The sequence below is a fragment of the Actinoalloteichus sp. AHMU CJ021 genome (genome assembly GCF_002895405.1).
Taxonomy (GTDB): domain Bacteria; phylum Actinomycetota; class Actinomycetes; order Mycobacteriales; family Pseudonocardiaceae; genus Actinoalloteichus_B; species Actinoalloteichus_B caeruleus.
In genome coordinates this window covers 5,276,625-5,295,129 of record NZ_CP025990.1, presented here as the reverse complement: position 1 = coordinate 5,295,129, position 18,505 = coordinate 5,276,625, and the positions used below count along the sequence as shown (strand labels likewise).

17 protein-coding genes are annotated in these 18,505 nt (G+C 72.5%); 6 read left to right on the top strand and 11 right to left on the bottom strand.

The window, feature by feature from the left end:
- Nucleotides 1-9: 9 nt before the first annotated feature.
- Nucleotides 10-273 (bottom strand): phosphoribosyl-ATP diphosphatase, encoded by a 264-nt coding sequence (locus tag C1701_RS22500; protein ID WP_016698532.1) that lies wholly within the window; start codon nt 271-273, stop codon nt 10-12.
- A gap of 336 nt (nt 274-609) precedes the next feature.
- Here C1701_RS22500 and C1701_RS22490 point away from each other — a divergent pair, with 336 nt between their 5' ends.
- Complete coding sequence (locus tag C1701_RS22490) at nt 610-1,005, top strand: GNAT family N-acetyltransferase (protein ID WP_103056555.1); 396 nt, start codon at nt 610-612, stop codon at nt 1,003-1,005.
- A gap of 6 nt (nt 1,006-1,011) precedes the next feature.
- Here the strand turns inward: C1701_RS22490 and C1701_RS22485 are convergent, their stop codons facing one another.
- Nucleotides 1,012-1,692 carry an HAD family hydrolase gene (locus C1701_RS22485; protein ID WP_026419814.1) on the bottom strand — a complete coding sequence of 227 codons (681 nt, stop codon included), beginning with the start codon at nt 1,690-1,692 and terminating at the stop codon, nt 1,012-1,014.
- A 57-nt stretch (nt 1,693-1,749) separates the two neighbouring features.
- Complete coding sequence (gene metH, locus C1701_RS22480) at nt 1,750-5,310, bottom strand: methionine synthase (RefSeq protein ID WP_026419815.1); 3,561 nt, start codon at nt 5,308-5,310, stop codon at nt 1,750-1,752.
- A gap of 49 nt (nt 5,311-5,359) precedes the next feature.
- Here metH and C1701_RS22475 point away from each other — a divergent pair, with 49 nt between their 5' ends.
- Entirely contained in the window at nt 5,360-6,256 is an 897-nt protein-coding gene (locus tag C1701_RS22475) for a PAC2 family protein (RefSeq protein ID WP_026419816.1), read from the top strand.
- A 256-nt stretch (nt 6,257-6,512) separates the two neighbouring features.
- Nucleotides 6,513-7,172: a SanA/YdcF family protein gene (locus tag C1701_RS22470; RefSeq protein ID WP_337661884.1), complete on the top strand. Its 660-nt coding sequence runs from the start codon at nt 6,513-6,515 to the stop codon at nt 7,170-7,172.
- A gap of 21 nt (nt 7,173-7,193) precedes the next feature.
- On the opposite strand, the gene mshC is transcribed toward C1701_RS22470, so the two are convergent.
- Together mshC and C1701_RS22460 are read right to left on the bottom strand one after the other, a co-directional pair.
- Nucleotides 7,194-8,438, bottom strand: a complete 1,245-nt coding sequence (gene mshC, locus C1701_RS22465; RefSeq protein WP_103056553.1) for a cysteine--1-D-myo-inosityl 2-amino-2-deoxy-alpha-D-glucopyranoside ligase — start codon at nt 8,436-8,438, stop codon at nt 7,194-7,196.
- A gap of 128 nt (nt 8,439-8,566) precedes the next feature.
- On the bottom strand, nt 8,567-10,753 hold the full coding sequence (locus tag C1701_RS22460; protein WP_051314196.1) for an MMPL family transporter: 2,187 nt from the start codon (nt 10,751-10,753) through the stop codon (nt 8,567-8,569).
- Between the two features lie 206 nt (nt 10,754-10,959).
- Here C1701_RS22460 and C1701_RS22455 point away from each other — a divergent pair, with 206 nt between their 5' ends.
- A complete protein-coding gene (locus C1701_RS22455; RefSeq protein ID WP_081715599.1) occupies nt 10,960-11,460 on the top strand; it encodes a MarR family winged helix-turn-helix transcriptional regulator in 501 nt (166 codons plus the stop codon).
- Nucleotides 11,461-11,531: 71 nt separating this feature from the next.
- Here the strand turns inward: C1701_RS22455 and C1701_RS22450 are convergent, their stop codons facing one another.
- Together C1701_RS22450 and C1701_RS22445 are read right to left on the bottom strand one after the other, a co-directional pair.
- Complete coding sequence (locus tag C1701_RS22450; RefSeq protein WP_026419819.1) at nt 11,532-12,326, bottom strand: SCO1664 family protein; 795 nt, start codon at nt 12,324-12,326, stop codon at nt 11,532-11,534.
- 14 nt (nt 12,327-12,340) lie between these two features.
- Nucleotides 12,341-12,919, bottom strand: a complete 579-nt coding sequence (locus C1701_RS22445) for a DUF3090 domain-containing protein (RefSeq protein ID WP_026066394.1) — start codon at nt 12,917-12,919, stop codon at nt 12,341-12,343.
- Nucleotides 12,920-13,037: 118 nt separating this feature from the next.
- Here C1701_RS22445 and C1701_RS22440 point away from each other — a divergent pair, with 118 nt between their 5' ends.
- Both C1701_RS22440 and C1701_RS22435 read left to right on the top strand, forming a co-directional pair.
- A complete protein-coding gene (locus C1701_RS22440; RefSeq protein ID WP_103056552.1) occupies nt 13,038-15,017 on the top strand; it encodes a S9 family peptidase in 1,980 nt (659 codons plus the stop codon).
- The gene (locus C1701_RS22435; protein ID WP_103056551.1) at nt 15,014-15,943 is read left to right on the top strand and encodes a S66 peptidase family protein; all 930 of its coding nucleotides are present in this window, start codon (nt 15,014-15,016) and stop codon (nt 15,941-15,943) included. Before C1701_RS22440 ends, C1701_RS22435 begins: the two co-directional genes overlap by 4 nt.
- An 82-nt stretch (nt 15,944-16,025) precedes the next feature.
- Here the strand turns inward: C1701_RS22435 and C1701_RS22430 are convergent, their stop codons facing one another.
- The 4 genes from C1701_RS22430 to C1701_RS22415 form a co-directional block, all read right to left on the bottom strand.
- Nucleotides 16,026-16,463 (bottom strand): ester cyclase, encoded by a 438-nt coding sequence (locus C1701_RS22430; protein WP_026419822.1) that lies wholly within the window; start codon nt 16,461-16,463, stop codon nt 16,026-16,028.
- Nucleotides 16,464-16,502: 39 nt separating this feature from the next.
- The gene (locus C1701_RS22425) at nt 16,503-17,066 is read right to left on the bottom strand and encodes a TIGR03086 family metal-binding protein (protein WP_026418832.1); all 564 of its coding nucleotides are present in this window, start codon (nt 17,064-17,066) and stop codon (nt 16,503-16,505) included.
- A gap of 261 nt (nt 17,067-17,327) precedes the next feature.
- Nucleotides 17,328-17,759: a hypothetical protein gene (locus C1701_RS22420; RefSeq protein ID WP_156038808.1), complete on the bottom strand. Its 432-nt coding sequence runs from the start codon at nt 17,757-17,759 to the stop codon at nt 17,328-17,330.
- Between the two features lie 112 nt (nt 17,760-17,871).
- Nucleotides 17,872-18,075, bottom strand: coding sequence for a cold-shock protein (locus tag C1701_RS22415; RefSeq protein ID WP_026418830.1), 204 nt, complete (start codon nt 18,073-18,075; stop codon nt 17,872-17,874).
- Nucleotides 18,076-18,505: the final 430 nt, after the last annotated feature.

Sequence of the window (18,505 nt, the reverse complement as noted above, 5' to 3'; positions counted from 1 at the left end):
CTGCTCGGTTTACAGGTGGCGGTACACGTCCTCGGTGCTCAGCCCGCGACCGAGCATGAGCACCTGGACGCGGTAGAGCAGCTGGGAGATCTCCTCGGCCAGGCGCTCGTCCGACTCGTGCTCGGCCGCGATCCACACCTCCCCGGCTTCCTCGAGAACCTTCTTGCCCTGCGCGTGCACGCCCGCGTCGAGCGCGGCGACCGTTCCCGATCCCTCAGGGCGTTCCGCCGCCCTCTCCGTGAGCTGCGCGAACAGCTGGTCGAACGTCTTCACGGTGTGTCATCCTCGCACTTCCTCCCGCCCGTGGGTGTCATCGGTGCGTCGTTCCGCCCGTCGCCGCCGCGCGGGGACCACCGGAGCGGGGTCGGTAGCCCGTCCTCCGCCGGGTGCGGGCCCGGTCCCGGTCCTCGTCCCGCCGCCACCATCCCGTCCCCTCCGGCGAACACGCCGACCTCGGGGGCGGCCCGGGCGACCGGCGGCACGTCCATCCCCCGGGGCACCCGGTCGGTCGAGCACGGTGGCCGCGTCGAACGCGGGACGCCGGTGGGGCGGGGCGGGGACCGGGTTGGGGTGGTGCCCCCCGCGGCCCTCGTGGCTACACTCCGTGTCGTGCCGATCGACTTCCGGTGGCGCGCCCCGGTGCGCGACGAGGAGCTGCGCGCCCTGCACGCGGAGGGCTTCGGCACGGACGGCCGGGCGGACTGCTGGGCGGAACGGCTCCAACGGCACAGCCTGGGCTGGGTGACCGCGCACGACCACGACCGCCTGGTGGGTTTCGTGAACGTGGCCTGGGACGGGGGCCGGCACGCCTTCCTGCTGGACACGGTGGTCGCGGTCGACCACCGCCACGCCGGCGTTGGCACCGGCCTGGTGCGCGCCGCCGTCATCGGGGCCCGCTCGTCGGGGTGCCAGTGGGTGCACGTCGACTTCGAGGCGGACCTGGCGCGCTTCTACCTGTCGAGCTGCGGCTTCGCCCCCACCTCCGCCGGGTTGGTGGCGTTGTAGCCCTCGTCAGCCACGACCCGCCAGCACGTCCGCCAGCGCCTCGATGTCCACTCCCTCCAGCGAAGCGCGGTGCACTCGCCGCTCACCCGGTTCCACGTCGACCTCGCAGGGCACCACCAGTACCGTGCACCCCGCCGCCACGGCGGAGGCGACACCGGCCGGCGAGTCCTCCACGGCGACCGCCTCGACCGGGTCGACGCCCAGCAGGCGCGCGGCCCGCAGGTAGGGGTCGGGGTGGGGCTTGTTGTGGGTGACCTCGTCGCCGAACACGACCGCCTTGAAGTGGTGCCAGCCGATGTTCTCCAGGGGCACCTCGGCGACCGTGCGGACGGTGGAGGTCACCAGCCCCATCGGGACACCCGAGGCGTGGATGGCGGCGAGGGCGTCCTCCGCTCCGGGCCGCCAGAGCAGCCGGGTGCGGAACAGCTCCCGCATCCGGTCGATCACCCAGGCCGCGTTCGCCTCGGTGGCCTCCGGCGTGACGGGCAGTCCGAGGTCCGCCAGCAGCAGCCCCATGCTCCTGGTCAGGTTCGACCCGACCATCGCCGCCCTGGTCTCCGCGCTGAGCTGGCCACCGAGCTCCTGGGCGCGTTCCTCCAGGGCGATGCTCCACAGCTTCTCGGAGTCGAGCAGCGTGCCGTCCATGTCCCACAGCACGGCGGCGGGCAGGCGGCTGGCGCCGTCCATCTGGGACGGTGAACTCACGGAATTCCTCCTCGTTCTCCCTGGCGGGGAGCGCTTCGCTCAGGCGTTGAAGTACTTGGCTTCGGGATGGTGCGCGACGAGCGCGTCCGTCGACTGCTCCGGGTGCAGTTGGAACTCCTCGGACAGGGTGACCCCGATCCGCTCCGGCTCCAGGAGGGCCGCGATCTTCGCGCGGTCCTCCAGGTTCGGGCAGGCGCCGTAACCGAGGGAGAACCGGGCTCCCCGGTATCCGAGCCGGAAGAACTCGGTGACGTCGCTCGGGTCCTCGGCCGCCACGCTCCTGCCGTCGGCCCAGGTCAGCTCCTGGCGGATGCGCTGGTGCCAGAACTCCGCCAACGCCTCGGTGAGCTGCACGCCCAGCCCGTGGACCTCCAGGTAGTCGCGGTAGGCGTTGGCGGCGAACAGCTCGTTGGCGAAGTCGGCGATGGGCTGGCCCATCGTGACCAGGGTGAGGGGCAGGACGTCCACCCGTCCCGAGCTGGCCGCCAGCTCACGGGGGCGGAAGAAGTCCGCGAGGCACAGCCGGCGGTCCCGCCGTTGCCGGGGGAACGTGAAGCGGCAGACCTCGGGCGAGGCCGGGTCTGGTCCGGCGAGCACCACGAGGTCCTCGTCCTCGGCCACGCAGGGGAAGTAGCCGTAGACGACGGCGGCGTGTTGCAGGATGTTCTCCGTGGAGAGCCGGTCGAGCCAGTACCGTAACCTCGGCCGTCCCTCGGTCTCCACCAGCTCCTCGTAGCTCGGGCCGGCCGCGCCCTTGGTGCCCCGCAGGCCCCACTGCCCGAAGAAGGTGGCCCGCTCGTCGAGCAGGGCCGAGTAGTCGGCCAGCGGGATGCCCTTGACGATCCGGCTGCCCCAGAAGGGCGCGGTGGGCAGCGGGACGTCGGTGGCCACGTCCGATCGCCCGGTCGGCTCCTGCGCCTCCTCCGCCTCCGCCTTGGCCCTGCGGGCCTCGGCGATCCGGCGGGACCGTTCGTGCCGGGCCTTCCGCTCGGCGATCCTCGCCTGTTCCGCCTCGTCGACGACGGCCGTCCCACCCCGTTTGCGGTCCATGATGGCGTCCATCAGCCGGAGACCCTCGAAGGCGTCCCGCGCGTAGCGCACGTCGCCCCGGTAGACCTCCGAGAGGTCGTTCTCGACGTAGGACCGGGTGAGGGCGGCTCCGCCCAGCAGCACGGGCCACCGGGTGGCGACGCCGCGGGTGTTCATCTCCTCCAGGTTCTCCTTCATGATGACCGTGGACTTGACGAGGAGCCCGGACATGCCGATGGCGTCGGCGCGGTGTTCGCTGGCGGCGTCGAGGATGGCGGTGATGGGCTGCTTGATGCCGAGGTTGACGACCTCGTAGCCGTTGTTGGACAGGATGATGTCCACGAGGTTCTTGCCGATGTCGTGGACGTCCCCCTTGACCGTGGCGAGCACGATGCGCCCCTTGCCACCCTCGTCGGCCTTCTCCATGTGCGGTTCCAGGTGCGCGACCGCGGTCTTCATGACCTCGGCCGACTGGAGCACGAACGGGAGTTGCATCTGGCCGGAGCCGAAGAGCTCCCCGACGGTCTTCATCCCCGCCAACAGGGTGTCGTTGATGATGCGCAGCGCCGGCCGTTCCGCGAGGGCGAGGTCGAGGTCGTCCTCCAGGCCGTTGCGCTCACCGTCGACGATGCGCCGCTCCAGGCGCTCGAAGAGCGGCAGCGCGGCCAGTTCCTCCGCCCGGGAGGCACGGGTGGAGGAGGCGGTAGCCCCCTCGAAGAGGGCCATCAGGCGCTGGAGCGGGTCGTAGTCGGGCCGCCGCCGGTCGTAGACCAGGTCGAGGGCGACCTCGCGGTGTTCGTCGGGGATCCGAGCCATCGGCAGGATCTTGCTGGCGTGCACGATCGCGGTGTCCAGGCCCGCCTCGACGCATTCGTGCAGGAACACCGAGTTGAGCACCTGCCGGGCGGCGGCGTTCAGACCGAAGGAGACGTTGGAGACGCCGAGGGTGGTCTGCACCTCCGGGTAGCGCCGCTTGAGCTCCCGGATCGCCTCGATCGTCTCGATGGCGTCCCGGCGCACCTCCTCCTGCCCGGTGGAGATGGGGAAGGTGAGGCAGTCGACGATGATGTCCCCGACGCGCATGCCCCAGTTGGCCGTCAGGTCCTCGATGAGCCGGCTGGCGACGCGAACCTTCCACTCCGCGGTGCGGGCCTGCCCCTCCTCGTCGATGCAGAGGGCGACGACGGCGGCACCGTGCTCGGCGACCAGCCGCATGATGCGTTGGAACCGCGAGTCCGGTCCGTCGCCGTCCTCGTAGTTGACCGAGTTGACCGCGCAGCGCCCACCCAGGCACTCCAGGCCGGCGCGGAGCACCTCCGGCTCGGTGGAGTCGAGCATGATCGGCAGGGTCGACGCGGTGGCCAGGCGCCCCGCCAACTCGGTCATGTCCTGGACGCCGTCCCGCCCGACGTAGTCGACGCACAGGTCGATGAGGTGGGCGCCCTCCCGGGTCTGGGTGCGGGCGATCTCGACGCAGTCCTCGTACTTCTCGGCGAGCATGGCCTCGCGGAAGGCCTTGGACCCGTTGGCGTTGGTGCGCTCCCCGACCATCAGGACGCTGGCGTCCTGCCGGAAGGGGACCGCCTGGTACAGGGAGGCCACCCCCGCCTCCGGGCGCGGCGCGCGGTCGGCCGGCCGCAGGTCGCGCACCGCGTCGACCACGGCGGAGATGTGGTCGCCCGTGGTACCGCAGCAGCCGCCGACCAGGCCGACCCCGAACTCGCGAACGAAACCGGCCAGGGCCTCGGCCAACGCCTCCGGGCCGAGCGGGTACACGGCGCCGTTGGGTCCGAGTTCGGGTAGCCCCGCGTTGGGCATGACCGAGAGCGGGATGCGGGAGTGCCGCGCCAGCTGGCGCAGGTGTTCGCTCATCTCGGCTGGGCCGGTCGCGCAGTTCAGGCCGATCAGGTCGATACCCAGCGGTTCCAGGGCGGCGAGGGCAGCGTTGATCTCGGTACCGAGCAGCATGGTGCCGGTGGTCTCCACGGTGACCTGGGCGATCACCGGCACGGTGATCCCCTCGGCGTCCATCGCGCGTCGTGCTCCGATGATCGCGGCCTTGGTCTGGAGGAGGTCCTGGCAGGTCTCGACCAGGACCGCGTCGATCCCGCCGGCGAGCATGCCAGCGGCCTGCCGCTGGTAGGCGTCCCGCAGCACCTCGTACCGGGCGTGGCCGAGCGTGGGCAGCTTGGTCCCGGGGCCGACCGAGCCGAGGACGAACCTGGGGCGGCCCGTCTCGCTGAAGGCGTCGGCCTCCTGCCTGGCCAGCCGCGCCCCGGCGAGGGCGAGTTCGTGGATCCGGTCGGTGATGTCGTACTCGGCGAGGTTGGCGAGGTTGGCGCCGAAGGTGTTGGTCTCGACCGCGTCCGCTCCGGCTTCGAGGTAGCCCCGGTGCACCGCGCGCACGACGTCCGGGCGGGTGACGTTGAGGATCTCGTTGCAGCCTTCGAGGCCGGAGAAGTCGTCGAGGGTGAGGGGCCAGGACTGGAGCATCGTGCCCATCGCGCCGTCCGCCACCACGACACGGTCACGGAGGGCGGCGAGCAAGGGCGATACCGCGCGGTCCGACATGGGACCAGCCTACGATTGCCAACACGTCCGTTGGCCGTAGGCTGGCGCGGTGACCCACCCCGATCCTGGCGCCGACGAGTCGAATCCCGCTCTGCCCAAGCTGACCGATCCCGTCCTGGTGGCCGCATTCGAGGGCTGGAACGACGCAGGTGACGCCGCGAGTGCCGCGATCGAGCACCTCCAGTTGAGCTGGGACGCGAGCCCGCTGACGGAACTCGATCCCGAGGAGTACTACGACTTCACTGTGACCAGGCCCACTCTATCTCTGGTCGATGGTGTAACACGACGCGTCGAGTGGCCGACCACGCGTTTCACGGTCTGCCGGCCCCCCGGGGTGTCCCACGACGTGGTACTGCTGCACGGTATCGAGCCGAACATCAGGTGGCGCAGGTTCTGCGCCGAACTGGTGTCGGTGATCGAGAGACTCGGGATCAGCACCGTCGTCACGATGGGTTCGCTGCTCGCGGACACGGCGCACACCCGGCCCGTGCCGGTCACCGGAACGGCCTACGACGCCGAGTCCGCCAGCCGGTTCGGGCTCGACCGCTCCCGCTACGAGGGGGCGACCGGCGTGCTGGGCGTGTTCCACGACTACTGCGTGCGGGCCGGCATCCCCGCGGTGTCGTTCTGGGCCGCGGTGCCGCACTACGTCTCACAGCCCCCCTCCCCGAAGACGACCCTGGCGCTCCTGCGGCGGGTGGAGGACGCGCTCGACATCGAGGTCCCGGTCGGGACCCTGCCCGAGCAGTCCGCCGAATGGGAGGAGACGGTCAGCGAGATGGCCGACGAGGACGAGGACGTGAAGAACTACGTCCGCGCGTTGGAGGAGCGCGGGGACGAGATCACGCTCACCGAGGCGAACGGGGAGGTCATCGCGGCCGAGTTCGAGCGGTACCTCCAGCGCCGCCACCGCGGCGGGTGGGGTGGGCCCAGCAAGGGCGGCTGACCTCCCGGCCGGCGACGCCGGCCACCGGCCCCGCGGCACCGCGGACGGCCCAGGTGCCACACCCGGGCACGCGGTCGACGCACCCGCGCTGGCCGCCCCAGCCCCCTCGACGCCCACCCGCGGCGAGGGGACCGCGATCAGCGCCCGGAGGGCCGCGTGGACGCGGCGGTGGATGGCACCCCGCCGGGCGCCGAGGGAACCCGCCGCCGCCCCACGCGTCTGTCCGTGCGGGGACCGCCGACGAACGGAGGACGTGGTGGGACGCGCTCGACGCTGGCTGGTGGCCGGTGCGATCACGGCGGTCGTCACGATCGGGGTGCCGGCGGTCTGGGCCCACGGCTCCAGCCACGGCCACATCGGCGGACCGGAGGACGTCCCACCCGCGCCGGTGGCGCTGGTCCTGGGGGCTGGTGTGCGGGAGGACGGACGGCCCACTCGGTTGCTGGCCGGCCGCCTCGACGTGGCCGCGCGGCTCTACCTGTCGGGTCGGGTTGACGTCCTGCTGCTCTCGGGGAGCACCGGGCCCGACGGTTACGACGAACCGGGGACGATGCGGGCCTACCTGGCACGGCTGGGGGTGAGCGAGCGGGACATGGTGCTCGACCCGGATGGCCTGTCCACCTGGGATTCCTGCGTCCGGGCCAGCGACGTGTTCGGGGTGTCGGAGGCCGTCGTCGTCTCGCAGTCCTTCCACCTGCCGAGGGCGGTGGCGCTGTGCCGGGCCGCCGGCATCGACGCGTGGGGGGTCGGGCACGACTCGGCGCGGGACAACCCGGGCGGCACGAGGGTCGGCAGGCTCCGGGAGACCCTCGCCAACGGCTCGTCGATGCTCCAGGGCGTGCTGCGCAAGGCCCCCGCCGTCACGGAGGCCCCCGAGGGGTGGGAGGCGGCGGCTCCGGGCGGCCGCGGCTACTGACCGCCCGGAGCCCAGCGGCCCTCAGGCGCGGAGGTCGACCCCGAGGAGCGCGTCCACGGCGGTGGCGACGAGGCCGGGGGCGTCCCGGTCGTCACCCGCGCCCGCCGCGGCCTCGGCGGCCCAGGAGTCCAGCGCCGCGAACGCGGCCGGTGTGTCGAGGTCGTCGGAGAGGTAGGTGCGCACTCGGTCGAGGGTGTCCCCGGCCCCGGGCCCGGCGTCGAGGGCGACCGCGCGGCGCCACCGGTCGAGCCTGGCCTCGGCCTCCGCCAGCAGGTCGGCTGTCCAGGACCGGTCGGACCGGTAGTGCTCCGCCAGCAGCGCGAGCCGGACGGCCCGGGAGTCGACCCCGTCGGCGCGCAACCGGGAGACGAAGACCAGGTTGCCCTTGGACTTCGACATCTTCTCCCCGTCGAGGCCGATCATGCCGGTGTGGCAGTAGTGGCGGGCGAACGGGTGTTCCCCGGTCAGGGCCTCGGCGTGGGCGGCGCTGAACTCGTGGTGCGGGAAGACGAGGTCCGACCCCCCTCCCTGCACGTCGAAACCCATGCCCAGCCGGTTCAGGGCGATGGCGGAGCACTCGACGTGCCATCCAGGGCGGCCACGGCCCAGCTCGGTGTCCCAGGCGGGTTCGCCCGGCCGCGCCGCGCGCCAGAGCAGCGCGTCCAACGGGTGCCGCTTGCCGGGGCGGTCGGGGTCCCCCCCGCGCTCGGCGAACAACGTGCCCATGGTCACCTCGTCGTAGTTCGACTCGTAGCCGAAGCGGCCGGTGGCGAGGTGGTCGAAGTAGATGTCCGGGTACTCGGGATCGTCCGCCCGGTAGGCGGCCCCGTCGGCCAGCAGCTTGGCCACCACCTCCACGACCTCGGGTACCGCCTCCACGGCGCCGACGAAGTGGGCGGGGGGCAGGACTCGCAGTGCCTCCATGTCCTCCCGGAACAGGGCCGTCTCCCGCAGCCCGAGCACCACCCAGTCCTCGCCGTCGCGTTCGGCGCGCTCCAGCAGCGGGTCGTCCACGTCGGTGACGTTCTGCACGTACGTCACGTCGATGCCGTTGTCCCGCCAGACCCGGTTGACGAGGTCGAAGGTCAGGTAGGTGGCGGCGTGGCCGAGGTGGGTCGCGTCGTAGGGGGTGATGCCGCAGACGTAGAGCCCGGCCGTCCTCCCCGGGGCGGTGGGGCGCACCTCCTGGGAGGCGGTGTCGAACAGGCGGAGCGGCCGCGGGGTTCCCGGGGTTCGCGGGACCGGGGTGGTAGCCCAAGGTTGCATGGAACCGACTGTAAGGACTTCCGCCGACCGGCGGCGGCGGTGGTGCGCACTCGGCCGGTCGGCGGACGCGGGCGGCCCAGCGGTCGTGACGTTACGTGACCGCCGGGCCGCCGGGATCGGGGAGTGGGTCAGCCCTGTTCCCCTGTCGGAGCGGGCTCGGGGGCGGCCTCCTCCGTTCGCCCGCTGGCCAGCCGGGAGGGCCACCAGACCCGGCTGCCGATGTCGAGCGTGAGCGCCGGCACCAGCAGCGACCGGACCAACAGGGTGTCGACCAGCACTCCGAAGGCGACGAGGAACGCCAGCTGCGCCAGGAAGAGCAGGGGGATCACCACCAGGGCCGAGAAGGTCGCCGCGAGCACGAGTCCCGCGGAGGTGATGACTCCCCCGGTGACGGCGAGTCCGCGAACCGTGCCGACGCGGGTGCCCTTGGTCACGGACTCCTCCCGGACCCGGGTCATCAGGAAGATGTTGTAGTCGATGCCCAGGGCCACCAGGAACACGAACGCGAAGAGGGGCACCGAGGGGTCGGCCCCGGGGAAGTCGAGGACGTGGTTGAACAGCAGCGCCCCGACGCCGAGGGTCGCCGCCAGCGAGAGGACCACGGTCGCGATGAGCAGCAACGGGGCGAGGAGGGCCCGCAGCAGCAGGGCGAGGATCGCGAAGATCACGACCAGCACGATCGGCACGATCACCACGAGGTCGCGGGTGGCGGTCTCCTGGGTGTCCAGTTGGCTGGCGGTCGGGCCGCCGACGAGCGCGTTGGCGCCCTCGACCCCCGCGAGGACCTCCCGCAGCTCCCGGACGGTGTCCACCGCGGCGTCGCTGTCGACGGGGTGGTCCAGCACGGCCTCCACGGCGGCGCGCCCGTCGAGGACCACCGGATCGGCCGGCCCGTCCGCCGGGGGACCCGAGGGCGGCGCCGACGGGTCCGTCGCGCCGAGTACCGAGACCTCGGAGACGCCGTCGACGGACTCGGTCGCCGCGAGCACCTCGTCCAGCCGGTCCGCCTCGGTCACGACGACCGTGGGGAGCCCGGACCCGCCGGGGAAGTGCCTGGCCAGCGCCTCCTCGCCTGCGACGGACTCGACGCTGGTCAGGAAGACCTCGGTCTCGGAGGTCCCGGTGGCGCGGAGCTGGGGCATGAAGGCGGCGCCCACCAGCAGCACGAGCGTCGTCCCGACCCAGAAACGCCTCGGCCGGGCGGCCACCATGTCGGCGATGCGCTGCCAGAGTCCTCGGCGGCCGATGGCACCGGCCTCGGGCCGGAAGGGCCAGAAGGCCCGGCGCCCGAGGAGGACGAGCGCGGCCGGGAGGAAGGTCAGCGCGGCCAGGACCGAGGCCGCGATGCCCACCGCGGCGACGGGACCGAGGCTGCTGTTCGAGCTGAGGTCGCTGAACAGCAGGCAGAGCAGTCCGGCGATGACGGTCCCGGCCGAGGCGAGCACGGGCTCGACGGTGGCGCGCCACGCTCGGCGCATCGCCGTCCAGGTGGATTCGGTGGAGCCCAGTTCCTCCCGGTAGCGGGCGACGAGCAGCAGGGCGTAGTCCGTCGCGGCGCCGAAGACGAGGATGAACAGGATGCCCTGGCTCTGGCCGTTGAGGGTGACCCACCCGTTCGTCGCGAGGAAGTAGACGACGACGACCGCGACCACGAGTGCGAAGGTGGACGACACGAGCACGGTCAGCGGGAGCAGGGGACTGCGGTAGACGATGACGAGGATCACCGCCACGACGCCGGCGGCGACCAGCAACAGGAGGCCGTCGATGCCGGCGAAGGCGGCGGTGAGGTCGGCGATGATGCCCGCGGGTCCGGTGAGGTGGATGTCCAGCCCGTCCGGGCGGTCCTCGGCCAGCAGCCGTCGGATGTCCTCGACCACCTCCTTCGGCTCGGCGTCGCCGCCGTTGGCCAGGGGGACGAACAGGCGAGCCGCGTGGCCGTCCTCGGAGGGGATGGGTGGGCTGGGTGGCGCGTCGACCCCGTCCATGACGGCGATCTCCTCGGACCGCTCACCGAGGAAGGCCAGGTCGGCGTCGGTCAGCCGCCCGTCACGTTCGGCGACCACCACCGCCGGCAGGGGCTGGTCGCCGGAGATCTCCCGCTGGAACGCGGCCACCTCGGTGGACTCGGCGGTCTCGGGGAGGAACGCGGCCGAGTCGTTCTGCTGCACCTCGGAGAGCCGACCACCGTAGGGGCCGGCGATCGTGACGACCCCGAGCCAGCCCAGGATCAGCAACGCGGGGAGCAACCAGCGCAGTCGGGTTCTCCGAGTCGTCCGCTCGTCATGGGAGGGCCTGGTGGGTCCTGCCGGGCTCATCGGCGTCTCACTCATCCCGTCCGCCCGTCGTCGGGCTTCGTAGGCTTGGGCGTTCGGCGGCGGGACGTGTGCGCCCTCCGGCCGCCGACCAGTACGACCGGAAGTATTACTCAGCTAGCTGAACAATTCAGATCTGGAGGTCCGTGAACGTGACGCCCCACACACCACCCTCGCCGGATGGTCCCCCTGACGATCCGGGTGGCGCGGTGTCGAGCTGGCCAACGGGACGGCTGCTCTCGGTCGCCGCGCGGCTGGTGGAGAGCTCCTGGGAGGAGTACCTCCGCACGCGGGGACTCACACACGCCGGCCTGATCGCCCTCCACGTGCTCAGTGAGGACGGCCCGTCCCCCCAACGACCACTGGCCCGCCGGTGCAAGGTCACCGACCAGACGATGAGCAGGACCGTGGAGGGACTGCGCCGCGCGGGGTACGTGCGCGTGGCCGCCGACCAACGGGATCGGCGGCGGATGCTGGTGACACCCACCGCGCAAGGGCTGGCGGTGCACGAGGAGGCGCTGGAGGCCGAGCGGTCGGACCCCGCCGTGCTCCGAGGGCTGGCGGACTACCAGACGTTCCGGGACCAACTGCTCCGCCTGATCGGCGCGCTCGGCGGGGCGGGCACCCCGCCGCCACTCCCACCGGACCCCGAGCCCACCGGGGATCCGGACCTCCCCGGCCGGCCAGCCAGCGGATCCGGACACGGCTGACCGACGAGGGGCACCGGCTCGCGACGCCAGGCCCCCCGCTCACCCATCGGCAGCGGCGGGCGCGGTGACGCTCAGAACACCGGCCACGGGATGGGCGGCCAGTCACCGCTGGGCCCGGGGAAGACCGGGGCCGCGAGCAGCTGCGCCGTCCGCCGTCCCACCGCGAGGACCTCCTTGCGGGTCAGGTGCGTGCCCAGCGTGGGGGCGAGGCTCCCGTCGAGGAGCGAGCCCAGGCGCCGGAGGTCCTCCCGCACCTCCTCCGACAGCGGCTCCCCGACCCAACCCCACAACACGCTGCGCAGCTTGTGCTCCGTGTTCAGGCAGATCCCGTGGTCGACCCCGTAGACGGCGCCGTCGGTGGCCCGCAACACGTGACCACCCTTGCGGTCGGCGTTGTTCGCCACGATGTCCAACACCGCCATCGTGCGCAGCCGGGGGTGGTCGGCGTGGGCGAGCACGGCGGGGTCACCGAAGCGATCGTGGGCGTGGAGCACCGCCCGCCATCCCTCCGGCAGCCGGTCGGGGGGCACGACGTCCACGAGGGCGTCCTCGGGGGTGGTCTCGATCCACAGCTGCGCCATGCCGGGGCCCAGCGGCCCCTCCCGCAGCACGGTCGGTGGCACCAGGTCCCAGCCCGCCGCCCGGGAGAGCAGGTAGGTGGCCACCTCCCGGCCGGCCAGCGTCCCGTCGGGGAAGTCCCACAGGGCGCGCTCGCCCCGTACCGGCTTGTAGACGCAACTCGCCGTCACGCCGTCCGCGCTGACCTCGCAGAAGAGCGTGGCGTTCGAGGCGTCGACCATCCGGCCGCGCACCTCGAGGTCACCCCGCTCCAGCAGTGCCAGGGCGTCGGCCTCGTCAACCCCCACCTCGCCGAGCCGTTCTACAACCCCGGCAGCGCCGGGTCGCCCCGTCGGTAGCCGTTCTGCCTCGGGCAGATGTGACCGGCCGGGTCGAGGGGCTCCCCGCAGAGCGGGCAGGGCTTCCGCCCCGCGTTCACCACTCGCTCCGCCCGGGCCGCGAACGCCCTGGCCTGGAGAGGGGTGAGGAACACCCGGACGGCGTCCGGCCCCTCCTCGGTGTCGTCGAGTACCACGGACTCGTCGACCTCCTCCTCCGTGATCGCCAACAACTCGATCACGACGGCGTGGGTCTCGGCGTCCCAACCCAACCCCATGGTGCCGACGCGGAACTCCTCCTCCACCGGCACCTCGAGGGGTTCCGTGTCGATGGACTCCTCGGGAGCGTCCGGCGGTACCTCCGCGTCGAAGCGGCGGACCACCTCCTCCAGGAGCGCGCTGATGCGCTCGGCGAGCACCGACACCTGCTGCTTCTCCAGCTGAACGCTGATCTGCCTGACGTCCTCGGACGCCTGGAGGTAGAACATGCGTTCGCCGGGCTGCCCGACCGTGCCTGCTACGAAGCGGTCGGGCTGACGGAATACGTGAATGACACGAGCCATGACACCTCCGACACTAGGCCACCGGGATTCGGACGGCAGCGCCCTCCCCCACATGCTGATCAATCAACACGCTTTCAGCTTCTCCCCCTCCCCGGCCACTCCGGGATAAGGTCCGAATGTGGTAACGATCTCCCGCTACGGCACCTGGACCTCTCCGATCAGCGCGGACGATGCCGCGGCGGCCGGCGGTGGTCCGCTGCTCGCCGACACCCACCGGGAGCAGGTGTGGTGGACGGAGAGCCGTCCCGCCGAGGGCGGCCGGGTCGCTCTGCTGAGAGCGAACACGCCGGGCGACGCCCGCGAAGTGCTCGGTGCGCCGTGGAACGTGCGCAACCGGCTGCACGAGTACGGCGGCCGGCCCTGGGTGGTGTTCGAACGGGACGGTCGCGATCTGCTCGCCTTCACGCACTGGGCCGACCAGCGCGTCTACCTCCTCGAGCTGGACGATCCCGCCGCCGAACCCCGGGCGATCTCCCCGGCACCCGAGATCGAACACGGGTTCCGGTACGGCGACCTGGCGGCGGGTCCCGGGGGCGACGAGGTGTGGTGCGTCCGGGAGGAGGTCACCGGGGAGGGCCGGACGGACATCCGCCGCGACCTGGTGGCCCTTCCGGTCACGGGCGCCGCGGGTGAGGATCCGGGCGGCGTCCGCGTCCTCGCGGCCAGCCACCACTTCATGACCGGGGCACGCCCCAGCCCGGACGGGCGTCACGCCGCCTGGATCGGCTGGAACCACCCTGCCATGCCCTGGGACGGCACTGAGCTGTGCGTCGCGGACATCGACGAGTCCGGCGAGCTGTCGGAGCACCGGGTCCTGTGCGGTGACGACGGGGAGTCCGTGTGCCAGGCGGAGTGGGCGTCCGCCGACGCGCTGACCGTCTCCACCGACCCGGACGGCTGGTGGAACCTCTTCCGAGTGGAACTGGACGGCACCCGCAAGAACCTGGGCTCCGTCCGGGAGGAGCTGGGCGGCCCGCTCTGGCAGGTCGGGGCCCGCTGGTTCGCCGACCTCGGGGACGGCCGCTTCGCGGTGCTGCGGTCCGGTGCGCTCGCCCTGCTGGACTCGGACACGGGAGAACTGACCGGTCTCCCCGTGGACGTGGGGAGCTCACTGCCCAGTTGGGGGCCGACGCTCGCGGTCCGCACCGGGGAGGTCCTCGGCGTCGCCGCCGGACCCCGGCACGGACGGGCGGTGGTCGCGGTCGACCCGGATTCCGGACGCGTGCGGCGGTTCACCGCGACACCGGGCACCCTGCCCGACGAGCGGTACCTGCCGGTACCGGAGGAACGGACCTTCACCGGTCCGGACGGCGAGCGGATCCCCGCCTACCTCTACCGCCCCCGCAACCCCGACTTCGCCGCGGCGGACAACGAACTCCCCCCGTTCCTGGTCCACGCGCACGGTGGGCCGACCGGCCGGGTCTCGCCGGTGCTGGACATCGACTTCGCCTACTTCACCAGCCGGGGCATCGGGGTCGTCGCGGTGAACTACGGCGGGTCCACCGGCTACGGGCGTGAGTTCCGGGAACGGCTCCGCGAGAACTGGGGCGTCGTCGACGTCGGCGACTGCGCGACCGTGGCCCGGGCGCTGGGGGCGGAGGGCATCGCCGACCCCGACCGGATCGCGATCCGGGGTGGCAGCGCGGGCGGGTGGACCACGGCCTCCTCCCTCACCTGCGTCGACACCTACCGCTGCGGGACCGCGATGTACCCCGTCCTCGACCTCGAGGGGTGGGCGAACGGGGGGACCCACGACTTCGAGTCCCGCTACCTGGACGGCCTGGTCGGGCCCTACCCCGAGCAGCGGGAACGGTACCGGCAACGGGCACCGGTCAACCGGGTGCAGGAGATGCTGGCCCCGCTGCTGGTCCTCCAGGGACTGGAGGACGAGATCTGCCCCGCCGACCAGTGCGAGCGCTTCGTCGCCGCCCTGGCCGAGCACGGCGTGCCGCACGCCTACCTCGCCTTCGCCGGGGAACAGCACGGGTTCCGCCGGGCGGACACCATCCGCGCCGTCCTCCAGGCCGAACTGTCCTTCTACGGGCAGGTCCTCGGATTCGAGGCGGCCGACGTCCCGGAGCTGGAGATCCAGCGGTGACGGCCGACGGGAGGACCTGGCCGCACCGGCCACTGCGGCCCGGCGACCGCGTCGCCGTGGTGGCACCGGCCGGCCCGGTGGCCGAGGAGACCCTGGACCGGGGGCTGACGACGCTCCGGGACTGGGGACTGGAGGTCTCGCTCGGCCGGCACGTCCTGCGCCGCCACCCGGTGCTGGACTACCTCGCCGGCGACGACGCCCAGCGGGCCGACGACCTCACCTGGGCGCTGTCCGCCCGCGGCGTCCGCGCCGTCCTCTGCGCCCGCGGCGGCTACGGCTCGGCCCGCACCCTGAGCCATCTCGACTGGGACCGGGTCGAGGGCCACACGCCCCGCCTGCTCGTGGGGTCGAGCGACATCACCGCGCTGCACGCCGCGCTGGGCGCCCGCCTCCCGGTCGCCTCGCTCTTCGGCCCGATGGTCGGCAGCACCTACTTCGTGGACCAGCCGGCCGCGCGGGAACACCTCCACCAGGTCCTGTTCGCCCCCGACGAGCTGGGCCCACTCGGCCGGGGCTCCGGGATGCCGATCCGGGGTGGCCGGGCCAGCGGTACCAGCTGGGGCGGGACGCTCAGCCTGCTCGCGGCCAGCCTCGACCGACCCGACGTCCCCCGGCCCCCGGACGGCGCGATCGCGCTGTTGGAGGACATCGACGAGGAGCCCTACCGCCTCGACGGAATGCTCACCCAGCTCCTCGCGGCGGGGTGGTTCGACGCGGTGGCGGGAGTGGCGCTCGGGTCCTGGGAGCGGTGCGACCCGCCGGAGCGGGTGCGGGACGTCCTCGCCGACCGACTGGAACCGCTGGGCGTCCCGGTGGCGTGGGAGGTGGGCTTCGGGCACTGCGCCGACCAGGTGACCGTTCCGTTGAACGTACCGGTGAGCCTCGACGCCGACGTCGGCGTGCTGACGCTGCTGTCCCCTCCCTGATCCCGAAGCCGTCCAGCAGGCGAACCCCGCCCGAGGCGGACCAGCGCGGCCGAACCGGACGGTGAGGCGAGCCCGGCCCGGATCAGGGCGTCGTCATCCGGACCAGCCCCAGCTGGGACAGGCAGCTCAACGCGTCACCGTGCGGCCAGTACTCGGCGAACCGGGTGCCGACGGCCCGGAACATGTCCGCGCCCGTGAAGGTGACGAGGCCACCCGGCTCGGCGGTCACGCCAGGAACCCCGGCCCGCACGCGTCCGGAGAAGCGCCAGACCGCGGACACCAGCGCCCCGTCGACGACGGGGCCGACCAGGAGCTCCGTCCTGACCTCGTCGAACAACGCCGTCGTCTCGCGGACGTTCGCCGCGATGCCCTCGGGGCCGTGGGCGTCGCCCCGGGACCAGTGCCCCACCGCGTCCTCGGTGAACAGTTCCCGCGCCAACCCGGCCATCCGCTCCGGTGGGGCCTGCCACAACCCGGTCAGCCACCGGTCGTAGCGCATCGCGAGATCCGTCGTCTCCACTGGCGCGTTCCTTCCCGTCGTCCGCGTTCCACGGCGATGCTAGGGGTGACGTCCGACAAGTCCGAGGAGCTGCGCCTGGGGATCCGATGCCTGGGACACGGGCACCGGGGGCGCGTAGATGCCGGCGGCGTCCCAGTCGTCGATCTCGGGACGGATGACGTCGTCCACCGCCTCGACCAACCCGGAGTCCAAGGTCGTGTCGACACCGATCCCCTTGGCCAGGTCCCACGCGTGGATCGCGAGGTCGGAGGTCATCTGCCAGCCGTACTCACTCGCCGGGAGGTATCCGGAGCTGACGCTCACCCGCCCCTCCAGCACCCCGGGCCGGCGGAAGGCCTCGCGGGCGGCGGCCGAGGCCTCCGCCCAGGACGCCACGGGATCGGGACCGAGCTGGTCCCCGTCGAAGCGGTCCCCGACCTCCGCGACGGTGGCCCCGGAGAGCAGGACCGGTGCCCACCGCTGCTCGGTGACGATGTGGTTCACCAGGTCCCGCACCGTCCACTCCGTGCAGGGAGTGGCGTTGGTCCACTGGTCGGGGGTCACCTGCCGGACCCGTCGGTCGAACTCCGCCATCGCCCTGCCGTGCGCCGTGAGCAGGTCCATGAGCCGTCTCCCCTCGCCCCGGTCCTCGTCGTCCCGCGCCCGGCCCGCACCGTCGACGCGACGGCCCGCCAGTGGCGGGACCTCGCACCAGGGCTACCCGGGGCCGGAGGGCCGCAACCCCCCGGCCGATGCCGGGGGAAGGCCACCGCGACCGAAGGGCTGGGCGGGCAGGAGGCGCGCTGGACGGTACGCGCGAGGCGGGACGAGCCGTGTTCGCCGCACCCCTGGGGGAGCCCGAGGCGCGGGTCAGCCCACCCCGTCTCAGTTGGCGGACCACTCCTGGCGCCGCCACCGGTTGCCCCGGTTGCTCAACACCGTCTTGAGCAGCCCGGGGTCGTCCACGGAGAGGGTGAGCCGACGTACCGCCACCCGCCGGCCGAGGCGCCGGGCGTGCGCCGGAGCCTCCAGGAGGATCTGCACCACCGAGGTCCGCGCACCCAGCAGGCGCACGCCGTCCCGGGAGCGCATGTCCGCCCCGGGTGCCTTGTGGTGCGGCAGTACCCGCACCGCCTGCACGGCGCCGAGCGGGAACGCGGTGCGGAAGAACCGCCCCGCTCGCACGACGACCTGGTGCAGGCCGACATCCACCCGGCAGCTCCGAGGCGTGGATCCCGTGAGCGTGAGCATCACCTTGCGGTGCCAGGTCACGCGGAGTCGAAAACGAACCGCTCCCAGATCCATCCTGCGTTTCACAGCACTCCCCTGGTGACTCTCCCGACGCACACCACGACCCTACGACGGACGACCATCAGTAGACGTGTGCCCCGGCGAGTGGAGACTCGCCGGGGCACACGGTGGTCACACCTCAGCTCAGCGGACGGACGCGCTCGGCCTGCGGGCCCTTGGTCCCCTGGGTGATGTCGAACTCCACGCGCTGGTTCTCCTCCAGCGTGCGGAACCCCTGGGTGTCAATGGAGGAGTAGTGGACGAACACGTCCGGTCCCCCGTCCTGGGCGATGAAGCCGAAGCCCTTCTCCGAGTTGAACCACTTGACGGTGCCCTGAGCCATGAACTGTGTCTCCTTGTGAGGGACGTTATCGAGAACCGCACTGCGCGGCTCCCTGGTTGTGACCGTCCCCCGTCATGGACCGGGGCCCACGTACAAAAAACGCCCGCAATGTGGCTCCGCGGGCGTCCAAGAACATGCGAGGAACTGCAACAGCAACCGAGTGCAAGGTTAGCACGCGGCTCCGTGACGGGTAGCGGCCTAACGGGGGAATCTGTGGGCGCGGCGTCGTCACCGTACGGGGTGAGGGCCAGTCCGACCTGCGGAGAAGGGTCCGCGAGGCCACCATCCGGTTCGATCGACCACGACCCGCGAGTCGGGCGTGGCGAGGACCGGCCCACCGCGTGCCAGCGCGGCGATCGGCCCCCGTCGGGGCTGGCCAGGCCCCCTGGCGGGAGCCGGTGCGGGGTGATCTCCCCTCGGCGCCGGCGAG

Coding starts and splice junctions, on each gene's coding strand:
- C1701_RS22485 (WP_026419814.1), bottom strand. CDS start 1,692: ATGGACGGCGCCAGCCGCCTGCCCGCCGCCGTGCTGTGGGACATGGAC.
- metH (WP_026419815.1), bottom strand. CDS start 5,310: ATGTCGGACCGCGCGGTATCGCCCTTGCTCGCCGCCCTCCGTGACCGT.
- mshC (WP_103056553.1), bottom strand. CDS start 8,438: ATGCAACCTTGGGCTACCACCCCGGTCCCGCGAACCCCGGGAACCCCG.
- C1701_RS22460 (WP_051314196.1), bottom strand. CDS start 10,753: ATGAGCCCGGCAGGACCCACCAGGCCCTCCCATGACGAGCGGACGACT.
- C1701_RS22445 (WP_026066394.1), bottom strand. CDS start 12,919: ATGGCTCGTGTCATTCACGTATTCCGTCAGCCCGACCGCTTCGTAGCA.
- C1701_RS22425 (WP_026418832.1), bottom strand. CDS start 17,066: ATGGACCTGCTCACGGCGCACGGCAGGGCGATGGCGGAGTTCGACCGA.
- C1701_RS22415 (WP_026418830.1), bottom strand. CDS start 18,075: ATGGCTCAGGGCACCGTCAAGTGGTTCAACTCGGAGAAGGGCTTCGGC.